We start from the raw sequence: 18028 nt of genomic DNA on the forward strand, positions 1-18028 counted from the left end.
CGGCCTCAGCATGGACTTTTCAACCATCGGAATCGTTGGTGGCGGCGTCATGGGTACCGGTATCGCCCAGGTGGCGGCCCTTGCGGGGTTCAGCGTTTTCGTGAAGGAGGTCGAGGAGAAGTTCCTCGAAAAATCGCAACTCGACCTGTCCACAGGCCGCTACGGGCTCGAACGGGCGGTGGACCGCGGGCGGGTGACGCCAGAGGACGCCAGGGCGGCCCTCAAGCGGGTGTCGTTCACGCTCGATCTTCCGGACCTTAAGGGGGCCGATCTCGTCATCGAGGCGGTGCCCGAGAACAAGCCACTCAAGGAAAAGGTACTGGCCGAACTGGACCGCACGCTGAAGCCGGAGGCGGTCATCGCCACCAACACGAGCGGTTTTTCCGTCACAGAACTGGCCCGGTCGGTGAAACGGCCCGGCCAGTTCCTGGGGCTTCATTTCTTCTCGCCTGTTCCGGTGATGCGAGTCGTGGAGATCATCCATCACCCGGAAACCTCGCCCGCAGCGATCGAAAGCTGCGAGGCGTTCGTCAGGAAGATTGGCAAGGAGTCGATCCGCGTGAAGGACGCCCCCGGCAAGTACGGCTTCGCCGCCAACCGCATCTACTTCGCCATGATCCAGGAGGCGCAGAAGGTCGTGGCGGAGGGGCTCGCCACTCCCGCCGACATCGACAAGGTGATGACGCTCGGATTCAACTGGCCGGTCGGACCGTTCGGCATGGTCCAGGGCGCCCGCGGCGGCTGGAAGAAGTAAAAACTACTCCTTCAGCTCCTCCGGCGTCACGTCGAGGTCCACCAGGGCATCGCCCCGGATGATCTTGAGCGGAACGCGGCGGCCGATGGAGCTTTCGTCCAGGTAGTTCAGGATGTCGTCCGGCCCTTCCACGCGCCGGGGGCCGATGGAGACGATCCGGTCGCCGGCGCGAAGCCCAGCGCGGCTCGCCGGACCGCCGCCGGCGAGCGACTTGACCACCATCGCCTTCTCCTGCGCCACCTGGAGCCTGCGGCGTTCCGGCTCGGCAAGCCTCACCCGCGAGCCGCCGAGGCCGAGCCACCCGCGCCGGATATGCCCCTTGGAGAGCAGCGTCGCCGCCGTGCGCCGGGCCGTGTCCGACGGGATGGCGAAGCACAGCCCCTGGGCGAGCCAGATGATCGCCGTGTTGATTCCCACCACCCGGCCCCGCGTGTCCACCAGCGGCCCGCCGGAGTTGCCGGGGTTCAGGGCGGCATCGGTCTGGATGACATTCTCGATGGGCCTTCCCGACCGGGCCCGGAGCGTACGTCCCAGCGCCGAGACGACGCCCGCCGTCACCGTGCATTCGAAGCCGTACGGGTTTCCCACCGCGACCACCGCCTGCCCCACGCGCAGTTCGTTCGAATCGCCCAGTTCGGCATGGGGAAACTTCCAGCCGTACAGCTTGAGCACGGCGAGGTCCGAGTGCGGGTCGGCGCCGATCTTCTGCACGTCATGGGCGGAGCCGTCGTTCATCACGGCACGGATCTTCCCCGCGCCCTCCACCACATGATGGTTGGTGAGGATGTAGCCGTCGGGCGTGAAGATGACGCCCGACCCCGACCCCCGCGCCTCCGGCCAGCGGCGGGGGCGGAACATCCGGGGCCGGGGGACGAGGGCCTTGGCGACCTCGATCTTCACCACGGCCGGGGAGACCTGTTCGGCCACCCGCATGACCGCGTGGCTATAGGCGTCCAGCGCCTCGGCACCGGGGATCGGTTCGTTCTGTGCGGGGGCGTCGCCGGTGGCCATATGAAAACTCTCCGTTCGTCTTTTTCGTGCGTTTCCCATGAGCGCGGCAGGGGCCGGCAAGGCGGCCCCTGCGAAGATCACCCATCTAGTGATGAATCCGGAACTGGCAAGGTTGAGCCTGACTACGGGAGCGGCTACTCATGCAACGTACTGAAACCGTAAAGGAATCCGGCCCCTTCGGGGCAACCGGCAGCGGCTTAAAACCCATGGCTCTCGACCAGATCGACGAGATCAAGACGCTCCTTCTCTCCCGCTACCCCATCCTGGTGCTGGACAGCCGGAGCCGCGACCGCGGCGAGCACATTCTCGGCCGGGCGGCGCGGGCCGCCAACATCCGGATGCTCTCCTGGGATCCGGTGGACGGGCTCCGGGGGGCCGACGGCCAGTTCGCCTACGAGGGCAAGCTGGAGCTGGTTGATGCGCTTAAGTTCATCGAGAACATCCCCATCCGCACGGTTTATGACTTCCGGCAGCTCGAGCATTTCATGGACGACCCGAAGGTGATCGAGATGCTCCAGCGCGTCGCCCGCCACTTCCACAAGATCGGCAGCACGCTCACGGTCATCGGAAACGGCGTGAAGATCCCGCCCTCGCTCCAGGCAAAGGCCGCCCAGGTGGACCTGAAGCCGCCCTCGATCGCCGAAATACAGCAGACGATCCAGTCCACGCTCATTGCCCTCAAGCGCGAGCACACCTTCACGTTCGAGCTCACCAAGCCCCAGTACGCCGAACTGGCCCGCCGGTTCCAGGGCCTCACGCTCGCCGAGATAGAACGCATCCTCACCAAGCTGGTTCTGGAGGACAGCAGGCTGGACACGAGCGACCTGAAGAAACTGCTCGACGAGAAACGGCGGATCTTCGAGGACGACGGCGTGGTGGAGTTCGTGGATACCCACGCAGGGCCGCTGAAGCTCGGCGGGATGCAGAACCTCAAGGGCTGGCTCGCCCGGCGGCGCGCCGCGCTCACCGCCCGCGAGGCCGAGGCGTTCGGCCTCACGCCGCCCAAGGGGCTCCTGCTGACCGGCGTGCAGGGGTGCGGCAAGTCGCTGGCGGCGCGGGTGATCGCCCATGAGTGGAATCTCCCGCTGCTCAAGCTCGACCTCGGCCGGATCCGCGACAAGTACGTGGGCGAGACGGAAAAAAACCTCCGCCGGGCGATTGAGATCGCAGAGCACACCGCGCCGTGCGTCCTGTGGCTGGACGAAATCGAGAAGGGAATCCAGCAGGACGAGATGGACGGCGGGCTCTCGAAGCGGCTGCTCGCCTACCTGCTCACCTGGATGCAGGAGCGCAAGTCGCGGGTCTTCCTCGTGGCGACCTCCAATGACATCGAGGGGCTGCCGCCGGAACTGCTCAGGAAGGGCCGCTTCGACGAGATCTTCTTCATTGACCTGCCCACGCCCGGCGAGCGGCGGGAAATCCTCACGCTGCACCTGGAAAGCCGGGGCCGGTCCGTAGCCGATTTCGACATGGACCGGCTGGTGGAGGCGAGCGACGGCTGCTCCGGCGCGGAGATCGAGCAGGGGATCGTGGGCGCCCTCTACCGGGCGTTCGATTCGCCGGAGAAGAAGCTCACCACCCCGCACATCGTCGAGGAGTTCCGGTCCACCCAGCCCCTGTCGGTGGTCATGTACGAGAAGGTGGACGCCCTGCGCCGCTGGGCCGAAAGCAGAACGGTCAGGGCGAGCTAGTTCCTGCTTCCCCGCCCCTCGCAATCATCTCCTCCAGCCAGCGGACGGCCATGTCGGCGGTCTGCTGGAGGCTCACGGGCGAGCAGTTCTCCTTCGTGTCGGTGCGCTTGTGCCAGTGGGGATAGTCGAGGTCTATGACGAGCGCCGAGGGGATGCCGCGTGCCATGAGCGCCAGGTGGTCGTCGAAGATCATGCGGCCGGGTTCGGGGCGGAACACCGCCCGGTCGCCATGCCGGAACAGTTCCTCGTAAAGCCACGGGTAGCCGCGGAAGGAGAGATCCTCGGCCCGGACCAGGTAGTCGCGGTCGGCCACCATGTCGAACACCACGGCGGCGCGGTAGCAGGCGACCTCCCCGGCGGCGAGTTCCGAGGCGAACCGCTTGGAGCCGGTGAAGTAGAGGTCGGTGCCCTTCACGCCCTCCTCGGCATCGAACATCACGATCTCGATGCCGAAGGGAAGCTCCGTCCGTGCCTGCATCCGCCGGGCGATGTCGAGCAGGACGGCGACGCCGCTCGTCCCGTCGTTGAAGCCCGGCACCGGCAGCCCGGCGAGCACGGGATCAATCTCCTCGTCCGCCACGGCGCGGGTATCCCAGTGGGTGCCCAGCAGGATCGTCTGCTGGCATGTGGGGCCGCGCCGGGCGACGAGGTTCGCCAGTTCCATGCCGCCCCAGTGCGGGGTCGAGTCCGGCAGCCGGAAGCGTTTCAGTTCCGCCTCGAAACCGTAGCCCCGGAGGCGTGCGGCGATCTGCTCCAGCGCGGCGAGCCGTTCAGGGTGTCCCACGTGGCGCGGCGGGAGCGCGTCCACCCAGAGTGCCTCCTGCCAGGCAGTGTGCTCCGGGCGGGGTTCATGCCGGCCGCCGGAACCGTCCACGGGCTTGCCGCAGCTTCCAAAACCGGCGACGAGCAGGCAGCCCGCCAGCAGGCAGCCGCGGTCCAGGGACGGAAACCGCCGGACCATCAGAAACTCCTCTTCAGCATCAGCGCCGCCAGCGCGTCCACCGGCGCATGGTCGTCGGTGAAGGCCGGGTAACTGGCCATCCATTTCACTTCCATCCGCTGAAACGGGTGGAACCGTTCATCCCGGTCCATCGGCACCGCCTCATTCGATGCCAGCAGCATGAGGTTCTGCGGAATCCGGCCGTCGTAGTACCGCGTGGCGAACACGCGGACATGGGGGAATGCCTCGCGCAGGGCCGAGATCATCCCGCCGGGGAGGCGCGATCCGTCGCCCTCCTTCGCCCCGATGACGTTGATGAGGAGCCGCCCCTCAGGCGTCAGGCGGCTCCGGATCAGGCGGAAGTATTCCACCGTCGAAAGGTGCGGCGGAATGCGGTTCACCCCCTGGTAGGTGTCGGCGAAGATGGCGTCGTAACGGCTGGTGTCCTGGATGAGGAACCGGCGGGCGTCCCCCGTTGCGCGGACAAGATGGGGGATGTCGTCCGCCCCGAAATACCGGGAGGCCACCCGGTGCAGGGCGGGATCAATGTCAACGACCGTGAACCCGGCATCCGGGTAACGCTCGGCGAGGAAGCCGGGCAGCGAGTAGGCCCCCGCGCCAAGGAACAGCAGCTTCCGGGGCGGCCGGGCACTGTCCAGCATGAGCGGCCAGTATTTGAGGTATTCAAAGGCGAGTTCGCCGGTCTCCATGTCGCGCCCGCCCTCGTAAGTCGAGTTGAGGCGGAGGTAGCGCACCGTGCCTTCTTCGGTGACGTCGATCCGGTGGTAGAAGCTGTGCTCGCGGTGGATGACGCCGTTCTCCGGCCGGGGCTCCGGCCACGCGCCCGCGCCCAGGGCCGCGAGAGCGAGCACAATCCCCGCCGCTTTCGTTCTTCCTGGAATCCGGCAGAACAGAAGCCCGGCAGTCCCGGTCAGCACGGGAATCGCCGCCGCCACCCAGAAGGTGCTGCGGATTCCCAGCGCGGGAACGAGCAGCCAGCCGCCACCCACGGCTCCGGCGATGGAACCCAGAGTGGATGCACTGCCGACGAAACCGGCGCGGCGTCCCAGCGTGGAGCCGGTGGAAAAGACGAGCCGCACGGCAAATGGCCAGCTCATCGACAGGACGAGGCACGGCGGCGCGAACAGGATCAGGCAGGCGTAGACGGTCCCCCCCACGGGTGACATGCGGGCGAGGTCCTCGCCGGTCACGGCGCCCGAAAGCGGCGGAATAAGCGCCGTGAGCGCCCCGCCCGCGAGGATCACCAGGAAAAATGTCTGCGCGTCCGGCCGCCGGTCGGCAAGCCAGCCGCCCGCCACGTAACCCGCGGCCATCGCGCCCAGGACCACGGCGATGGTCGTGGACCAGGTGTAGAGCGAATCGCCGAGCCACGGGGCAAGGAGTTTGGGCCCCGCGATCTCGACGGCGAGCACCGAAAAGCCGGTGAGAAAAGTGCAGAGCGCGAGCACCGGGACCGGCAGTCCGGCGCGGCCGTCTTCGCCGGCGAACTCCTCCGGTTCCGGCGGGGACTCCGGACCGCGTTTCCGCCGGGGACTCACGGGGCGGGGGTGCTCACCACGCCCGGCTCGCGCCGGCGCTCGATCAGGTAAAAACGCAGGTCGCTGGAACGCTCAGCCTCGACCATGAACCGCTCCAGCCCCTCGACCGCCTTGATGGCAGCGCGCACGTCATCGAGATTCTTCACCGCCCTGCCCTCTATCCGGCGGATCACGTCACCCGGCAGCATCCCCACCTCGTCGGCGGGGCCGCCCCGGACAACGTAGGAGACGATCGCCCCTTCCATCGAATCGAGCTTGCGGGTGAGCATCACGTCCGTGGTGATGTCCTGGACGAAGAAGCCGTACTGGGTCTCGACCGTCTCGGGCCGTACCTTGGGCTGGGTGCCGACCGTGACTTTCACCGTCGCCGGCTGGCCGTCCCGGATCCGCACGATCTCGACCACTTCCCCCGGCTGGGTGGCGGCCACCATGCGGGTGAAGGCCATCACGTCCGTCTCATCAGGCACGTCCACCTCGGTCCCGCCAAACCGTGTCACGATGTCCCCCGGCCTCAGGCCCGCCGCGTCGGCCGGTGAGCCCGGCATCACGCGGTTTACCACCGCGCCGGTTTCCCCCTGGAGTTTCCAGTAAGAGGCGAGCTTGCGGGTCAGCGGCTGGAAGCTGACGCCAAGCCACCCGCGCCGGATCGACCCGCGCTCCATGATGCTCTGGTGGACGCCAAGGGCCGTCTCGATGGGGATGGTGAGGCCAATGCCCCGCCCGGCAGCAATGGAGTTGATCCCCACCACCTCGCCGCTGAAGTTCACCAGCGGCCCGCCGGAGGAGCCCTGGTCTATCAGTGCGTCGGTCTGGATGAACTCGTTGATGACACCCTTGAACCGCAGGTTCCTGCCCTTGGCCTGGACAATGCCGAACGAGACGCTCCCGTCCAGCGCGTAGGGATTTCCGATGGCGAGCACCAGCGAGCCCACCTTGAGATCGGCCGACTTGCCGAACTTCGCCGGGCGCAGGCTCTTTGCGTGCTTGCCGGGGTCTATCCTGATCACGGCGAAATCGGTCTGGGCGTCCTCGCCGAGCACTTCCGCCGCGAACGATTCGCGTATGCCCGGTACCGTCACCGTCACCTTGGTGGCGTTTTCGATGACGTGCTGGTTGGTGAAGAGCACTCCGTCGCGTCCGAAGATGATCCCCGATCCGGTGACGATCTGCTGGTCGTTGTTCCGCCGGAGCACGGCCTCGATGAACACGACCGAGGGAGTGACCTCCTTCGCGACGCGGATGATGTCGTTTTCCAGGTCGCGCAGGGCGCGGCTCGTCTGGGCGGCCGAGGGAGCCGGTTGCAGGAGTGCGGCGGCCGCCAATGCGGCCATGAGCACCAGATGGAACCGGCTCAGGCGGCCGGCTGCTTCTCGAAACCGAGCCGGTGGCTGATCTGCCGGGCGGCGTCGATCACGGCGGGCGCCAGCTCCCGGGCGATCCGTTCGTCGCCCATGCGCGAACTGGGGCCGGACAGTGTGATGGCTCCGGCCGGATGGCGGGTATGATCGAAAATCGGGACGGCCACGCATTTCACGCCCTCTTCATATTCTTCGTTATCAGTGGCGTAACCGCCGGAGCGGACCCGGTTCAAGTGCTCGACGAACTCGCCCCGGTCAATGATCGTGCGGGCGGTGTAGGCGGTGAGGCTGGCCAGCGGGAATATCCGCTTGATTTCATCTTCGGACATGTGCGCGAGCATCGCCTTGCCAACGGCCGTACAGTGAACCGGAAGCCGCAACCCCACCCGTGGCACCACCCGGATCACGTGGGTGGACTCGACCACATCGAGGTAAACCATCTGGCCGTCCCGGAGGATGGCGACGTAGGCCGTTTCGTTGGTCTTCCGGACGAGGTCTTCCAGCACCGGGCGAGACGACTGGACGAGGCCGGACTGCTGGATGAACGTCTGGCCGAGTTCCAGGGCGCGGATGCCGAGCCGGTAGTTCCCCGTCACCGGGTTCTGCTCGATATATCCGTGGTGCTCCAGCGTGGCGAGCAGGCGGAACACGTTGTTCTTGTGCAGCTTGAGCCGCTTGGCCAGTTCCGTCACGCCCAGTTCGTCGCTTGCCGAGGACTTGAACTCCTCCAGAAGCTCCAGCGCATGCGAAACCGCCTGAATGGTGTAGTCCGACTTCTGCCGTTTCATGGAAACCCCTGCCGCCCCGGGCCCGCCCCAACGCCAATTCTGTCCATTTCGACCCACCGCGTCAATCCAGAAATGACGCCTTACGTTATCCAGGTGCCAAAAGACCTGAATAGTCAAGTAAATACAGTGACTTATAAATATCTCTTACGACTGCTCGACCCGCAGCCGGTGGGGAACCGATAGCAGGAACGGCCTGCTCTGGACGGCTTCAAGGGCCTTGAGGAGCCCCTTTTCGGCGACGGGGTGGGTCATCATCACGACCTCGACCGGGTGATCCCCGGTTTCGCCATCCGACTGGACCATACGGGCGATGGAAACCCCGTTCTGGCCAAGTGCCTGGGCAAGGGCGGCGAGCACCCCCGGCTCATCACGGACCTCGAACCGGAGGAAAAATGGCGAAGCCATCGCGGCGAGGTCGGCCGGAACGCCCGCCTCCAGCCGGTTATGGCCGAATACCGGCACCCGCCCCCGGCAGCCGAGACCGCGCACGGCCTCCAGAATGTCGCCCACAACGGCGGTAGCGGTGGCCCCGCCGCCGGCACCAGCGCCGAAATAGATGGTTGTTCCGAGATTCTCGCTCTCCACCAGCACGGCGTTCATGGGACCGTCCACATGGGCGAGCAGGGAGCGCCGGGAGACGAGCACCGGCTCGACGCGTGCCGCGATGCGGCCGTCGGCACCGCGGGCTGCCGTCCCCAGCAGGCGGATTGCGAAGCCGAAGTCCCCGGCGTAACGGATATCCTTCAGCGACACCGAACTGATGCCGGTGGCCCGAATGGTGCCGGGCATAAACCGTGCACCGAAGGCGGCCATCATCAGCACGCAGAGCTTGTGGGCGGCATCGATACCGTCGATGTCGAACGATGGATCGGCTTCGGCATAGCCCAGCCGCTGCGCGTCTTTCAGGACCGGCTCGTACTCGACGCCCCGCTTTTCCATCTCCGTCAGGATGTAGTTGCAGGTGCCGTTGATGATCCCCTTGATACCATTCACGCGATCGCCAGCGAGCCCCTCGCGGAGCGCACGGATCACCGGGATTCCGCCCGCGACGCTCGCCTCGAACAGGAAATCCGCGCCGCCTGACCGGCAGGCGTCCAAGATTTCCTCGGCATGGTGGGCGATGAGCGCCTTGTTGGCCGAGACGACGGTCTTGCCCTTGCGGAGCGCGGCGAGCACCAGATCCTTCGCCGAGGTCACGCCGCCGATCAGTTCGACCACGATCTGCACGTCCCCGTCGTCCACCACAGCCCTGCCATCGGCCGACAGGCGGCACCCGGCCGGAAGTCCGGGAAACTTCTCGCCGCGCGAGACGCCCCGGTCGGCCGCATGGACCAGCTTTACCGGTTCGCGGAGCTTGTGGCCGAACGAACCATTTTCCCCGCCGCCCAGAATAGCAGCGGTTTTCAGCCCGACGGTTCCCAGCCCGATGATGCCGACGCCGACGCTCACGGTTTCTTCCCTCTGGGGCCCCGCCCGGATCCGGCGGCGGAAGCCCGGCGGGACGGTTTTTTCGCGGGCGGAGGCAGTTCCGGCGGCTTCTGTAGAGCCAGCTTGATCGCCCGGCAGGCCTGCTTGATGCGGTTGTGGTTCTCGATCAGCGCAAAACGAACGTGCCCGTCGCCATTCTGGCCGAAACCAATGCCGGGGGCGACCGCCACCCGTGCCTCTCTCACCAGCATCTTGGAAAACTCCAGCGAACCCATAGCCCGGTGGCTTTCCGGCAGCGGCGCCCACAGGAACATGGTGGCCTTCGGCGCCTCGACCGGCCAGCCGGCGCGATTGAGGCCGTTCACCAGCCAGTCCCGCCGCTCCTTGTAGAGAAGGCGCACTTCCTCGACCACCGACGGCGGGCTACGGAGCGCCGCCACGGCGGCGATCTGCACCGGCTGGAACATGCCGTAGTCGAGGTAACTTTTCAGCCTGCCCAGGGCACCGACAATCTTCTGGTTTCCGGCGAGGAAACCCACCCGCCAGCCGGGCATGTGGTACGACTTGGAAAGCGTGAAACTCTCCACGCACCGCTCGCTCGCGCCCGGTACCTGAAGGATGGACGGCGCACGGTAGCCGTCGAACACGAGGTCCGCATAAGCGAGATCGTGAACGACCCACAGGTCATGCCGGTTCGCCAGCTCGACGATCTCCTCGAAAAACCTCAGGTCACAGACATGCGTCGAGGGGTTCGCCGGGAAACTGACGATGAGGCCCTTCGGCTTCGGCCCCTTGCGCGAGGCGAGCCGCTCCCGGATCCGTTCCAGGAACTCCCCGGTGGTATTCAGGGGAATGTCCACCGCCGTCCCGCCCGCCAGCACCACGGCCCACCGGTGAATCGGATAACAGGGGTCCGGTACCAGCACGGCGTCCCTGGCCTCCGGATTCACGATGGCGAACATGAGGTGCGAAAGCCCCTCTTTCGAACCGATGGTCGCGATCACCTGGTTGTCGGGATTGAGCCGGACATCGAACTTGGCCGCGTACCAGTCGGCGACCGCCAGACGCAACCCCCGGATTCCCACCGAAAGCGAGTAGCGGTGGTTGCGCCCGAGCTGGGCGGCCTCGACCAGCTTGTCCACGATGTGCTTCGGGGTCGGATGGTCGGGATTTCCCATGCCGAAATCAACCACGTCCTCGCCGCGTGCCCGCGCCTCGGACCTCAGCTTGGTAACTTCAGCCAGAATATATGGAGGAAGCAGTCCGACCCGGTAAAAATTGAAGTCCATCTAAAGCCTGCACTGGCACCCGCGCCTCAAGGACAAGGCACATACACGGCCTGACAAACCGGAATCAAATCCGGGGGTTGGAGGGCTTTCCATACCCGCTGCCGGTAGCCGCGGTTCCCCTTCCCCCGGGCGATTGAACTAGACTGCCCCCGTGCAGCTCAAACCGGAACAGAAAAAGCGGCTGGAGGATTTCCGGCTGGTCGTGCAGGGGCTGGGACTGGACGCCGCCGAACTGGAGGAAACCGTCCAGACAGCCGAGCGGTACGAGCTGTTCTGCCTGCTCCAGGAGACACCGTTTTCGGAAACCAGTTTCCGCAGCTACCTGGCCGCTCTTGGCAAGGGCACGCTCCCTCCGGAAGAACAGAAACACCAGCGCGACCGGCTGCAGCGCTACTACCATGCCTTTTACAGGACGCTGAAGGAATCCGCGAAGGAGCCTGCCGGGACACCCGGCGAGAACCTGCCGCCTGCCGTTTCTTTGGCCCCTGCCGCACCCGTGCGTGAGCCGCTGAAACCCCTCCGCGGTAGCATCACCTGTCCCAAGTGCGGCACCCAGCAGACCGAAAGCGCCGAGTGCATCAAGTGCGGGGTCGTGTTCGCCAAGATCGGCATCGGCAAGGACGCCATCCAGGGTGCCGTGCTGCCGGGCGACCTCGCTTTCCAGCGGGCGCGGTTCGAGAACGACCGCACGACAGCGCAGCTCCTGTGGATGCTGTTTGCCTATGTCGCCATGCCGCTGGTGTTCGTCTTTGTCATCGGCACGTACGAGCTTTCCCACCGGGAGCAGCGGACCGCCCTCAGCCGGGCCCATACCGATCTCGACAACCTGAAGAATGAGTCGAAACGGGAGACCGGGTCCGCGGGCGATGAAAAGGCGCTGTGTGAACTGCTCCGCGGGCGAGCGCTGCCTGCCGCGTTCACTCTCAATTACCGTCCGGTTCTTCGAGAGGACGACGGCGGCGACGTACCCGCCACGTTCGTCCTCGCCAGCAACCAGGGCGAGCGGGCCGTGTTCGAAATCGAGCAGGCAGTCATCACCTCGGAACGGTGGATCGACGCTGGCACCGGAAACCCCGCTGACGACTTCACGTCCCGGGTCGCCTACGAGAGGGAAATGTACAGCCGGAATCTCGGCGAATATGATTTCGCCAGGAACTCCCGCACGCTCCGGCCGGGCGAGCCAAAACCTGCCCGCGAGGTCAACGTCAATATGGCCGGCTATCTCGACCAGCCCGGGCGCTACGACTTCGAGTTCCTGTTCCGGCTCCGTTCGGCCGAGCCTTCGGCCCTGCGAATCCCGGACCGGGTCAACTGGACAGAACTCAGGGTCCGCTGTCCGGTTCGTGGCGTGACCTATATTCCGCAGGCCGTACGTCAGCAGCGCGAGGCCGCCTACGAGCAGCAGATCACCGATCAGGAGGACCGGATTGCCGGGCTGGAGCACCGGGTGGGACGGACCGCCCTCATACGGAATACGCTCCGGATCGCGGTCGTGCTCTATGGCATCTGGGTCTACTATTCGATCCGGCCACGCAGGGAGGGCGAGCTGGCCTAGAACCCCAGCTCATGCCGGAGCGAAAGCAGGTCGAGTGTCTTGGCGAGCCGTTCGACCGAGGGGATCAGGACGGCCGTCTTTTCCAGTTTCACGATGCCCTTGTCGCGGAGCGTGAGAATCACCCGCTTCACCTGGGTGACATCGACACCCATCGTCTCGGCCATCTCGCGGGGAGTGATATTGACGTGGACCCCGTCATCGGACGGAAGTCCCTTGTCATCAGCGATCTGGAGCAGCGCATTGATCACGCGGCTCTCGATATCGTGATACAGCAGGTTGACGATGTGGTTGTCGGCGTTCTGGAGACGCGAGGCGAGCGTCTTGATGATCCGGATGGCGAGACCCAGGTTGTTGACGATCAGCTTTTCAAAGCCTTCCTGCTGGAACCGGAGCAGGCGGACGTTCGTGGCCGCCTCGGCCGACAGGCTGCGGGGCCGGTGGTTGAGCACCGACATCTCGCCGAAGAATTCGCCGGGACCGACTGTTTGCAGCACCTTCCGGGTGCCGCGGATCAGCTTGAACAGCTTCACCTTCCCTTCCTGGACGATGTACATCTCGCCGCCGGCATCGCCCTCATGGAAGATCATCTCGCCGGCCCTGTATTCGGATCCGAAGCGTTCAAAAACACGGACCCGCTCGGCGGATGCCTCCGCCGCCTCGATCTCGTAGGTCTTGTCGACCAGGTGCTCGGTTTCGCCGGTCAGCACGTTCGCCGGCTTGCTGTCAGACACTCAATGTGCCGCCTTTCCAGGGGCCCATAACTTATACGGGAATCGCCGGATTTTCCACTGGCGGGGTTTCAGCGGCGCCCGCAGGCCGCTTCCACGTCGGCGGGCGCCTTGGGAACCACGGTCAGGTCCAGCGGCGGCCCGCTGGGCCGGATCACCACGTCATCTTCTATGCGGATACCGCCGAAATCCAGATACTTCTCGGCCAGTGCGAAGTTCACCATGCCGCGCAGCTTCTTCCGGCGGATGGGGCTCCTGATCAGCGCCTCGATGAAATAAAGTCCCGGCTCGACCGTGACAACGAACCCCGGCTCCAGTTTCGCGTTGAACCGGAGTACCGGCCGGCCCCGTGTGCGGAGCTTGCGCCGGCGGCCGCCCGTCACGTCATGGACGTCGAGCCCCAGCATGTGCGACAGGCCGTGCGGGTAGAACAGGGCGACGGCACCCGCCTCGACCAGTTCCGAGATACCGCCCTTCAGGAAGCCGAGATCCTTCAGGCCTTCGCCGAGCACACGGAGCGAATGGATATGCAGTTCCGCGCTCGTGATGCCCGCCCTCGCCCGGCTGATGCACTCGACCTGGGCAGCCAGGACCACCTCGTAGAGGTCACGCTGGCGGCGGGTGAACTTTCCAGACACCGGAAACGTGCGCGTGATGTCGGCCGTGTAGCCCCGGTACTCGCCGCCCGCGTCCACCAGCAGAAGCTCGCCCGCCTGCATCCGGCGATTGTTCGACTGGTAGTGGAGCACGGCGCTGTTCGGACCGCTGGCGACGATCGACGGATATCCCTCGTGGCGCATGCCGGAAGCCCGGAACTCCCGCTCCAGATCCGCCTGCACCTCGAACTCGTACCGGCCCGGCCGGGCGGCGCGCATGGCCGCCAGGTGCCCGCGCGCGCTCTGCTCGTTGGCATAGCGGAGCAGCCCGATCTCGCCCGGCGTCTTGACGGCGCGCAGTTCCTGAAGCGCCTCACGGAAGGGGCCCGTCTTTTTCACCAGGCCGCGAGATGCGGGGGGCTTCACCAGGGAAAGTCCGGCGGCGTTGCCGTAAACCTGCCGGTACCCGCGCCTCCGGCGCGTGACCTCCCGCGGAAGTTCGCCGAGGTAGTGTGCGCGCCGGATACCGTAAAACCGTGCGGCCTCGGACGGCGAGGGAATATGGCCGCGCCAGACAATCTGTTTTTCGTCCACCGGCGGAACGAACAGGACCGACTCCCGGCGGCGCGGGTCCAGAAGCAGCACAAAATCGGGCTCCTCGATGCCGGTCAGATAAAGGAAGTCCGATGACTGCCGGAACAGGTAGGCGACGTCGTGGTTGCGGACTGTTTCCGAATCGGCGCGCACAAGAATGAGCCCGTCGGGCAGTTTCTCCATCAGCGCCCGTCGGTGCTGTTCGTGAAAACCGTAGTGGTTGGGCAATGCTGGCAAGCTGGTCAGAACTCCGCTGGACGCTTTTACCCCTGCGACCGGGCGCGGGACAACCCGGCAGTCCAGTTGTGTATACGAGTTGATCTAAATCACGGGACTGACAGGGATTTTCCGTTTTGGTCAATCGCCCCAGCCTGCAGAACGTCGCGCCGCGTCATCCGGCAATCCCCGTCCCGACACGCAAATAGTGGCGTAACTATCTAATTTCGCTTGTTATTCCTTATGGTTTCGTCACCCAATGAGTGCTAATTTAAGAGTCATAAAACGCTGCGTGGTGGCAGCCGTTGGTTCGGGATGGGAACAGGAATGTTTCCTGACCGGCGTCAGCCTTTAGGGTGAACCGGTTTCAAGCTTAGGGTTAGCAGTTTTGGCGATCGACAAGAGCAAGATTATCCAGCAGGCCCAGAAGCACATTCAGGGCCAGAAATGGGACAAGGCGATCGAGTGCTACGAGCAGCTCGCCAAGATTGAGCCCAAGGATACCCGTGTCCGCCAGAAGATCGCCGAACTTTACTACCGCAAGGGTGATATAGCCAAGGCGCTGCAGAGCTACTCGCTTGTCGCCGATTCGTACACCCGGGAAGGTTTTTACCAGAAATCCCTGGCCGTGTACAAGCAGATGCTCCAGATCAAGCCGGACTTCGTTCCCGCCTACGAGCACCTCGCCGATGTCAGCATCAAGCTGGGACTGACCAACGACGCGATCAACTACATCAAGGTCGTCATCGCCCACTACGAAAAGGAGGGCAAGGTTCTCGAGGCGCTGGATGCGATCAAGAAACTGATTGAGATAGACCCCGGCAATATCGCCTCGCAGATCAAGCTGGCCGAACTGTACGCGCGGGAAGGCCATCGCGAAGATGCCATTCGCCAGCTCAATTCGCTGGTGCCGGGCCTTGAGCAGAGCCAGAACTGGGACGACCTGATCCGGATCCGCGAACGGATGGCGGCATTCGACCCGGAACACACCGGGCACATCAAGGTTTACTACAAGCTGCTCATGCGGCTGGGCCGCTATCAGCCGGCCTTCCAGGGACTGCAGCGTTACCTCAAGACCCACCGCAACGAGGTCGAGGCCATCGAGGACCTTTCCATCCTCCTGCGGGAACTGGGCAATGCCAAGCATGAGAAGGTCGCGCTGAAGGAACTGGCCCGCCTGCTGGGCGAAAACGCCGATCCAGCACGCCTGGAGCAGATCTACACACGCATTCTGGAAATCGACCCGGAAGACCAGGGAGCTTCCGAGTATCTCCATGCCCTTCAGGCGAACATGACGACCGAAGACGAAATGGGCGACGAGACCGCCCACGAGGACGTGGACGTCGCTGGCGAGGAGATGATCGGTTCCGAAGACGGGGAAATGATTGGCGATGACGACGGCATGGTCGATGACGACATCGAGATTGCCGGGCAGGAACACCTCGACACGATGCTCGTTGGCGCCAGCGGGGCAGAAATCGCCGCCGACCAGATCGATGCCTATCTCACCGAGGCGGACGTCTACGTCAAATACGGACTGATCGACAAGGCCGTCACCCATCTCCAGCGGCTCATCGCCTCACAGCCGGACTGCATCCCCGCCTACCACAAGATGCGCGAAGTGCTGATGGCCGGTTCCCGGGGCGGCGAGTTCGCCGGAATCGTCAACGCCGGTGCCGATGCCTTTGGGAAAGCCGGGGGTGATCCCTCCTCCATCCATGCACTCCTTTCCGCGCCGGCGCCCGCCCAGAGAGTGGCACCGGCGGCCGATATCGACCCGGATGTCGCCGCCATCGTGGCCGAATCGGCTGCGATGGATGAGGGGCTGATTTCTGACGAACTGGCGAACGCGGTCGGTGGTGCCCTGGACGCCCAGCTCGGCGGCAATGCAGGTGGCGAAGTGCCCACCGTCGAGCCGGACGCCGAACTGCCGCCGGACGAGGAAATGTCGATCGAAATCGACATTGACGCTCATGGTGCACCCGCTGCAGCCGGAGCGGCCGACAGGAACCCGCTGGCTGGCGCCGATCTGGAGTCCGACCTCAACTTCAACACGCCGGAAGAGCCATCGCTCGAACTGGCGATCGACGAGCCGCCCCCTGCTCCAGAGCCGGCTCCAGCAGAGGCTCATCTGGACGGCGGTTCGCTCGAAGCGGATATCGCTGACGAAGCGGTCCCGGAACCTCCGGCTCCTCCTCCGCCCACGCTGGAAGCCGAAGCAGAACTCGCCTCCGGCCCGCCACCCGACTTCGACGACACCACCCTGGACGGGGACATGGCAGCGCCACCTCCCCAGCCGCCAGCAGCGCAACCACAGGCAGCGAAGGCTTCGCCCGCTCCAGTGCTGAAACCACCGGTTATCCAGAAGCCTGCCATCAGCAAGCCGCCGGTTATCCAGAAGCCGGTCATCCCGAGGCCACCGGTCCCCGGTCCGGCCGTACCGAAGCCGGTAGCGGCGCCTGCGGTGAAACCGCCTGCGATTGCCAGGCCGGAACTGCCCAAATCCGGGATGGTAAAGCCGGTCATCACAAAACCGGAACCGGGAAAACCGCTGGTTGTGCCCAAACCTGCATTGAAACCGCCGTCCATCGCCCGGCCGTCAATCGTGGCACCGGTAAAACCAGGGGTTCAGACTCCCGCTGCCCTGAAGACGCCACTCGCCGGAAAGGCACCACTCCCCAAACTTGCGCCGCTGCCAAAGCCAGGAGCGGCCGGACTGCCCAGGCCAGCGCTGAAGCCACCGGCATTCAAGCCACTTGCTCCGCGGCCGATCAAGCTGCCGACCATCCAGAAGGAACCGTTCACCGAAGAACTCGAACAGGCGGACTTCGAGATCCAGCAGGGCCTGTTCGACGAGGCCCGCATCACGCTGGACATGATACTCGCCCAGGAACCCAATCATCCGAAGGCCAAGGCGAAACTGAACGAGCTGGTCGCCGCGGAAAAGGCGACACGAGAAGAGAAGGACGGCGTATTCACGCCCGAGTTCGGCGGCGGCGAGCAGGTGTCGGTCGAATCGGTCCTCAAGGCGTTCCAGACGGGCGTAGACAAGACCGTAGCCAAGGAAGATTCCCAGACCCGTTTCGACCTGGGGCTTGCCTACCGGGAGATGGGCCTGTTCAGCGAGGCGGAACGCGAGTTCAGACTCGCACTGGATGGCGTCGGGGCGCGGCGGCCTGACTGCTGGAGCATGATCGGGCTCTGCCAGATCGACCAGGGTAACCCGGCAGCCGCGGCCGAGAGTTTCGAGCAGGGCCTTGGAGAGACCCATGAACCCGAAGTCCGCTGCAACATGGCCTACGAACTGGCCAATGCGAAGATGGCCCTTGGCGACAAGGAGGGCGCGCTCGGGCTGCTTGTCTGGATTGACCAGGAAAAACCGGGGTTCCGCCATACTGGCGAACTGATCGCACAACTCAGGCTCGATGGAGCCACTTCGGGCCCCACGCCGCCACCTGCTCCCGACAGCGGCCCTGGCTCGGGAACGCGGGCGAACGTGTCGTATGTGTAGATGGAGTAAT

General features: G+C 65.0%; 13 protein-coding genes. 4 read left to right on the forward strand and 9 right to left on the reverse strand.

Annotated elements, in window-relative coordinates; genetic code table 11:
- Window positions 1-10: 10 nt before the first annotated feature.
- Window positions 11-754, forward strand: coding sequence for a 3-hydroxyacyl-CoA dehydrogenase family protein (locus KIT79_07645; GenBank protein ID MCW5829175.1), 744 nt, complete (start codon window positions 11-13; stop codon window positions 752-754).
- A gap of 3 nt (window positions 755-757) precedes the next feature.
- Here the strand turns inward: KIT79_07645 and KIT79_07650 are convergent, their stop codons facing one another.
- Complete coding sequence (locus tag KIT79_07650) at window positions 758-1765, reverse strand: trypsin-like peptidase domain-containing protein (GenBank protein MCW5829176.1); 1008 nt, start codon at window positions 1763-1765, stop codon at window positions 758-760.
- 140 nt (window positions 1766-1905) lie between these two features.
- Between KIT79_07650 and KIT79_07655 the strand changes: the two genes are divergently transcribed.
- A complete protein-coding gene (locus tag KIT79_07655) occupies window positions 1906-3456 on the forward strand; it encodes an AAA family ATPase (protein ID MCW5829177.1) in 1551 nt (516 codons plus the stop codon).
- Here the strand turns inward: KIT79_07655 and KIT79_07660 are convergent.
- The 6 genes from KIT79_07660 to KIT79_07685 all read right to left on the reverse strand — a co-directional run bounded on the left by KIT79_07660 (window position 3443) and on the right by KIT79_07685 (window position 10818).
- Complete coding sequence (locus tag KIT79_07660) at window positions 3443-4417, reverse strand: M28 family peptidase (protein MCW5829178.1); 975 nt, start codon at window positions 4415-4417, stop codon at window positions 3443-3445. The genes KIT79_07655 and KIT79_07660 overlap by 14 nt on opposite strands.
- Complete coding sequence (locus KIT79_07665; GenBank protein ID MCW5829179.1) at window positions 4417-5955, reverse strand: fused MFS/spermidine synthase; 1539 nt, start codon at window positions 5953-5955, stop codon at window positions 4417-4419. Before KIT79_07665 ends, KIT79_07660 begins: the two co-directional genes overlap by 1 nt.
- On the reverse strand, window positions 5952-7286 hold the full coding sequence (locus KIT79_07670) for a trypsin-like peptidase domain-containing protein (protein MCW5829180.1): 1335 nt from the start codon (window positions 7284-7286) through the stop codon (window positions 5952-5954). The genes KIT79_07665 and KIT79_07670 overlap by 4 nt, the downstream gene beginning before the upstream one ends.
- A 20-nt stretch (window positions 7287-7306) precedes the next feature.
- The gene (locus KIT79_07675) at window positions 7307-8101 is read right to left on the reverse strand and encodes an IclR family transcriptional regulator (GenBank protein MCW5829181.1); all 795 of its coding nucleotides are present in this window, start codon (window positions 8099-8101) and stop codon (window positions 7307-7309) included.
- A 144-nt stretch (window positions 8102-8245) separates the two neighbouring features.
- Window positions 8246-9550 (reverse strand): homoserine dehydrogenase, encoded by a 1305-nt coding sequence (locus KIT79_07680; protein MCW5829182.1) that lies wholly within the window; start codon window positions 9548-9550, stop codon window positions 8246-8248.
- Window positions 9547-10818, reverse strand: coding sequence for an aminotransferase class I/II-fold pyridoxal phosphate-dependent enzyme (locus KIT79_07685; protein ID MCW5829183.1), 1272 nt, complete (start codon window positions 10816-10818; stop codon window positions 9547-9549). Before KIT79_07685 ends, KIT79_07680 begins: the two co-directional genes overlap by 4 nt.
- Window positions 10819-10969: 151 nt before the next feature.
- Between KIT79_07685 and KIT79_07690 the strand changes: the two genes are divergently transcribed.
- Window positions 10970-12373 (forward strand): hypothetical protein, encoded by a 1404-nt coding sequence (locus tag KIT79_07690; GenBank protein ID MCW5829184.1) that lies wholly within the window; start codon window positions 10970-10972, stop codon window positions 12371-12373.
- On the opposite strand, the gene KIT79_07695 is transcribed toward KIT79_07690, so the two are convergent.
- Together KIT79_07695 and KIT79_07700 are read right to left on the reverse strand one after the other, a co-directional pair.
- Window positions 12370-13104 carry a Crp/Fnr family transcriptional regulator gene (locus KIT79_07695; GenBank protein ID MCW5829185.1) on the reverse strand — a complete coding sequence of 245 codons (735 nt, stop codon included), beginning with the start codon at window positions 13102-13104 and terminating at the stop codon, window positions 12370-12372. The genes KIT79_07690 and KIT79_07695 overlap by 4 nt on opposite strands.
- A gap of 68 nt (window positions 13105-13172) precedes the next feature.
- Window positions 13173-14528, reverse strand: coding sequence for an aminopeptidase P family protein (locus KIT79_07700; GenBank protein ID MCW5829186.1), 1356 nt, complete (start codon window positions 14526-14528; stop codon window positions 13173-13175).
- Between the two features lie 367 nt (window positions 14529-14895).
- Here KIT79_07700 and KIT79_07705 point away from each other — a divergent pair, with 367 nt between their 5' ends.
- Window positions 14896-18018, forward strand: coding sequence for a tetratricopeptide repeat protein (locus KIT79_07705; GenBank protein MCW5829187.1), 3123 nt, complete (start codon window positions 14896-14898; stop codon window positions 18016-18018).
- Window positions 18019-18028 lie beyond the last annotated feature (10 nt).

Source organism: Deltaproteobacteria bacterium, assembly GCA_026129095.1.
In the GTDB taxonomy this organism is placed as follows: domain Bacteria; phylum JAGRBM01; class JAGRBM01; order JAGRBM01; family JAHCIT01; genus JAHCIT01.

Bases quoted from the DNA above. Each gene is read 5' to 3' on its own strand.
- KIT79_07645 (MCW5829175.1), top strand. From the start codon at position 11: ATGGACTTTTCAACCATCGGAATCGTTGGTGGCGGCGTCATGGGTACC.
- KIT79_07650 (MCW5829176.1), bottom strand. From the start codon at position 1,765: ATGGCCACCGGCGACGCCCCCGCACAGAACGAACCGATCCCCGGTGCC.
- KIT79_07655 (MCW5829177.1), top strand. From the start codon at position 1,906: ATGCAACGTACTGAAACCGTAAAGGAATCCGGCCCCTTCGGGGCAACC.
- KIT79_07660 (MCW5829178.1), bottom strand. From the start codon at position 4,417: ATGGTCCGGCGGTTTCCGTCCCTGGACCGCGGCTGCCTGCTGGCGGGC.
- KIT79_07670 (MCW5829180.1), bottom strand. From the start codon at position 7,286: ATGGCCGCATTGGCGGCCGCCGCACTCCTGCAACCGGCTCCCTCGGCC.
- KIT79_07675 (MCW5829181.1), bottom strand. From the start codon at position 8,101: ATGAAACGGCAGAAGTCGGACTACACCATTCAGGCGGTTTCGCATGCG.
- KIT79_07685 (MCW5829183.1), bottom strand. From the start codon at position 10,818: ATGGACTTCAATTTTTACCGGGTCGGACTGCTTCCTCCATATATTCTG.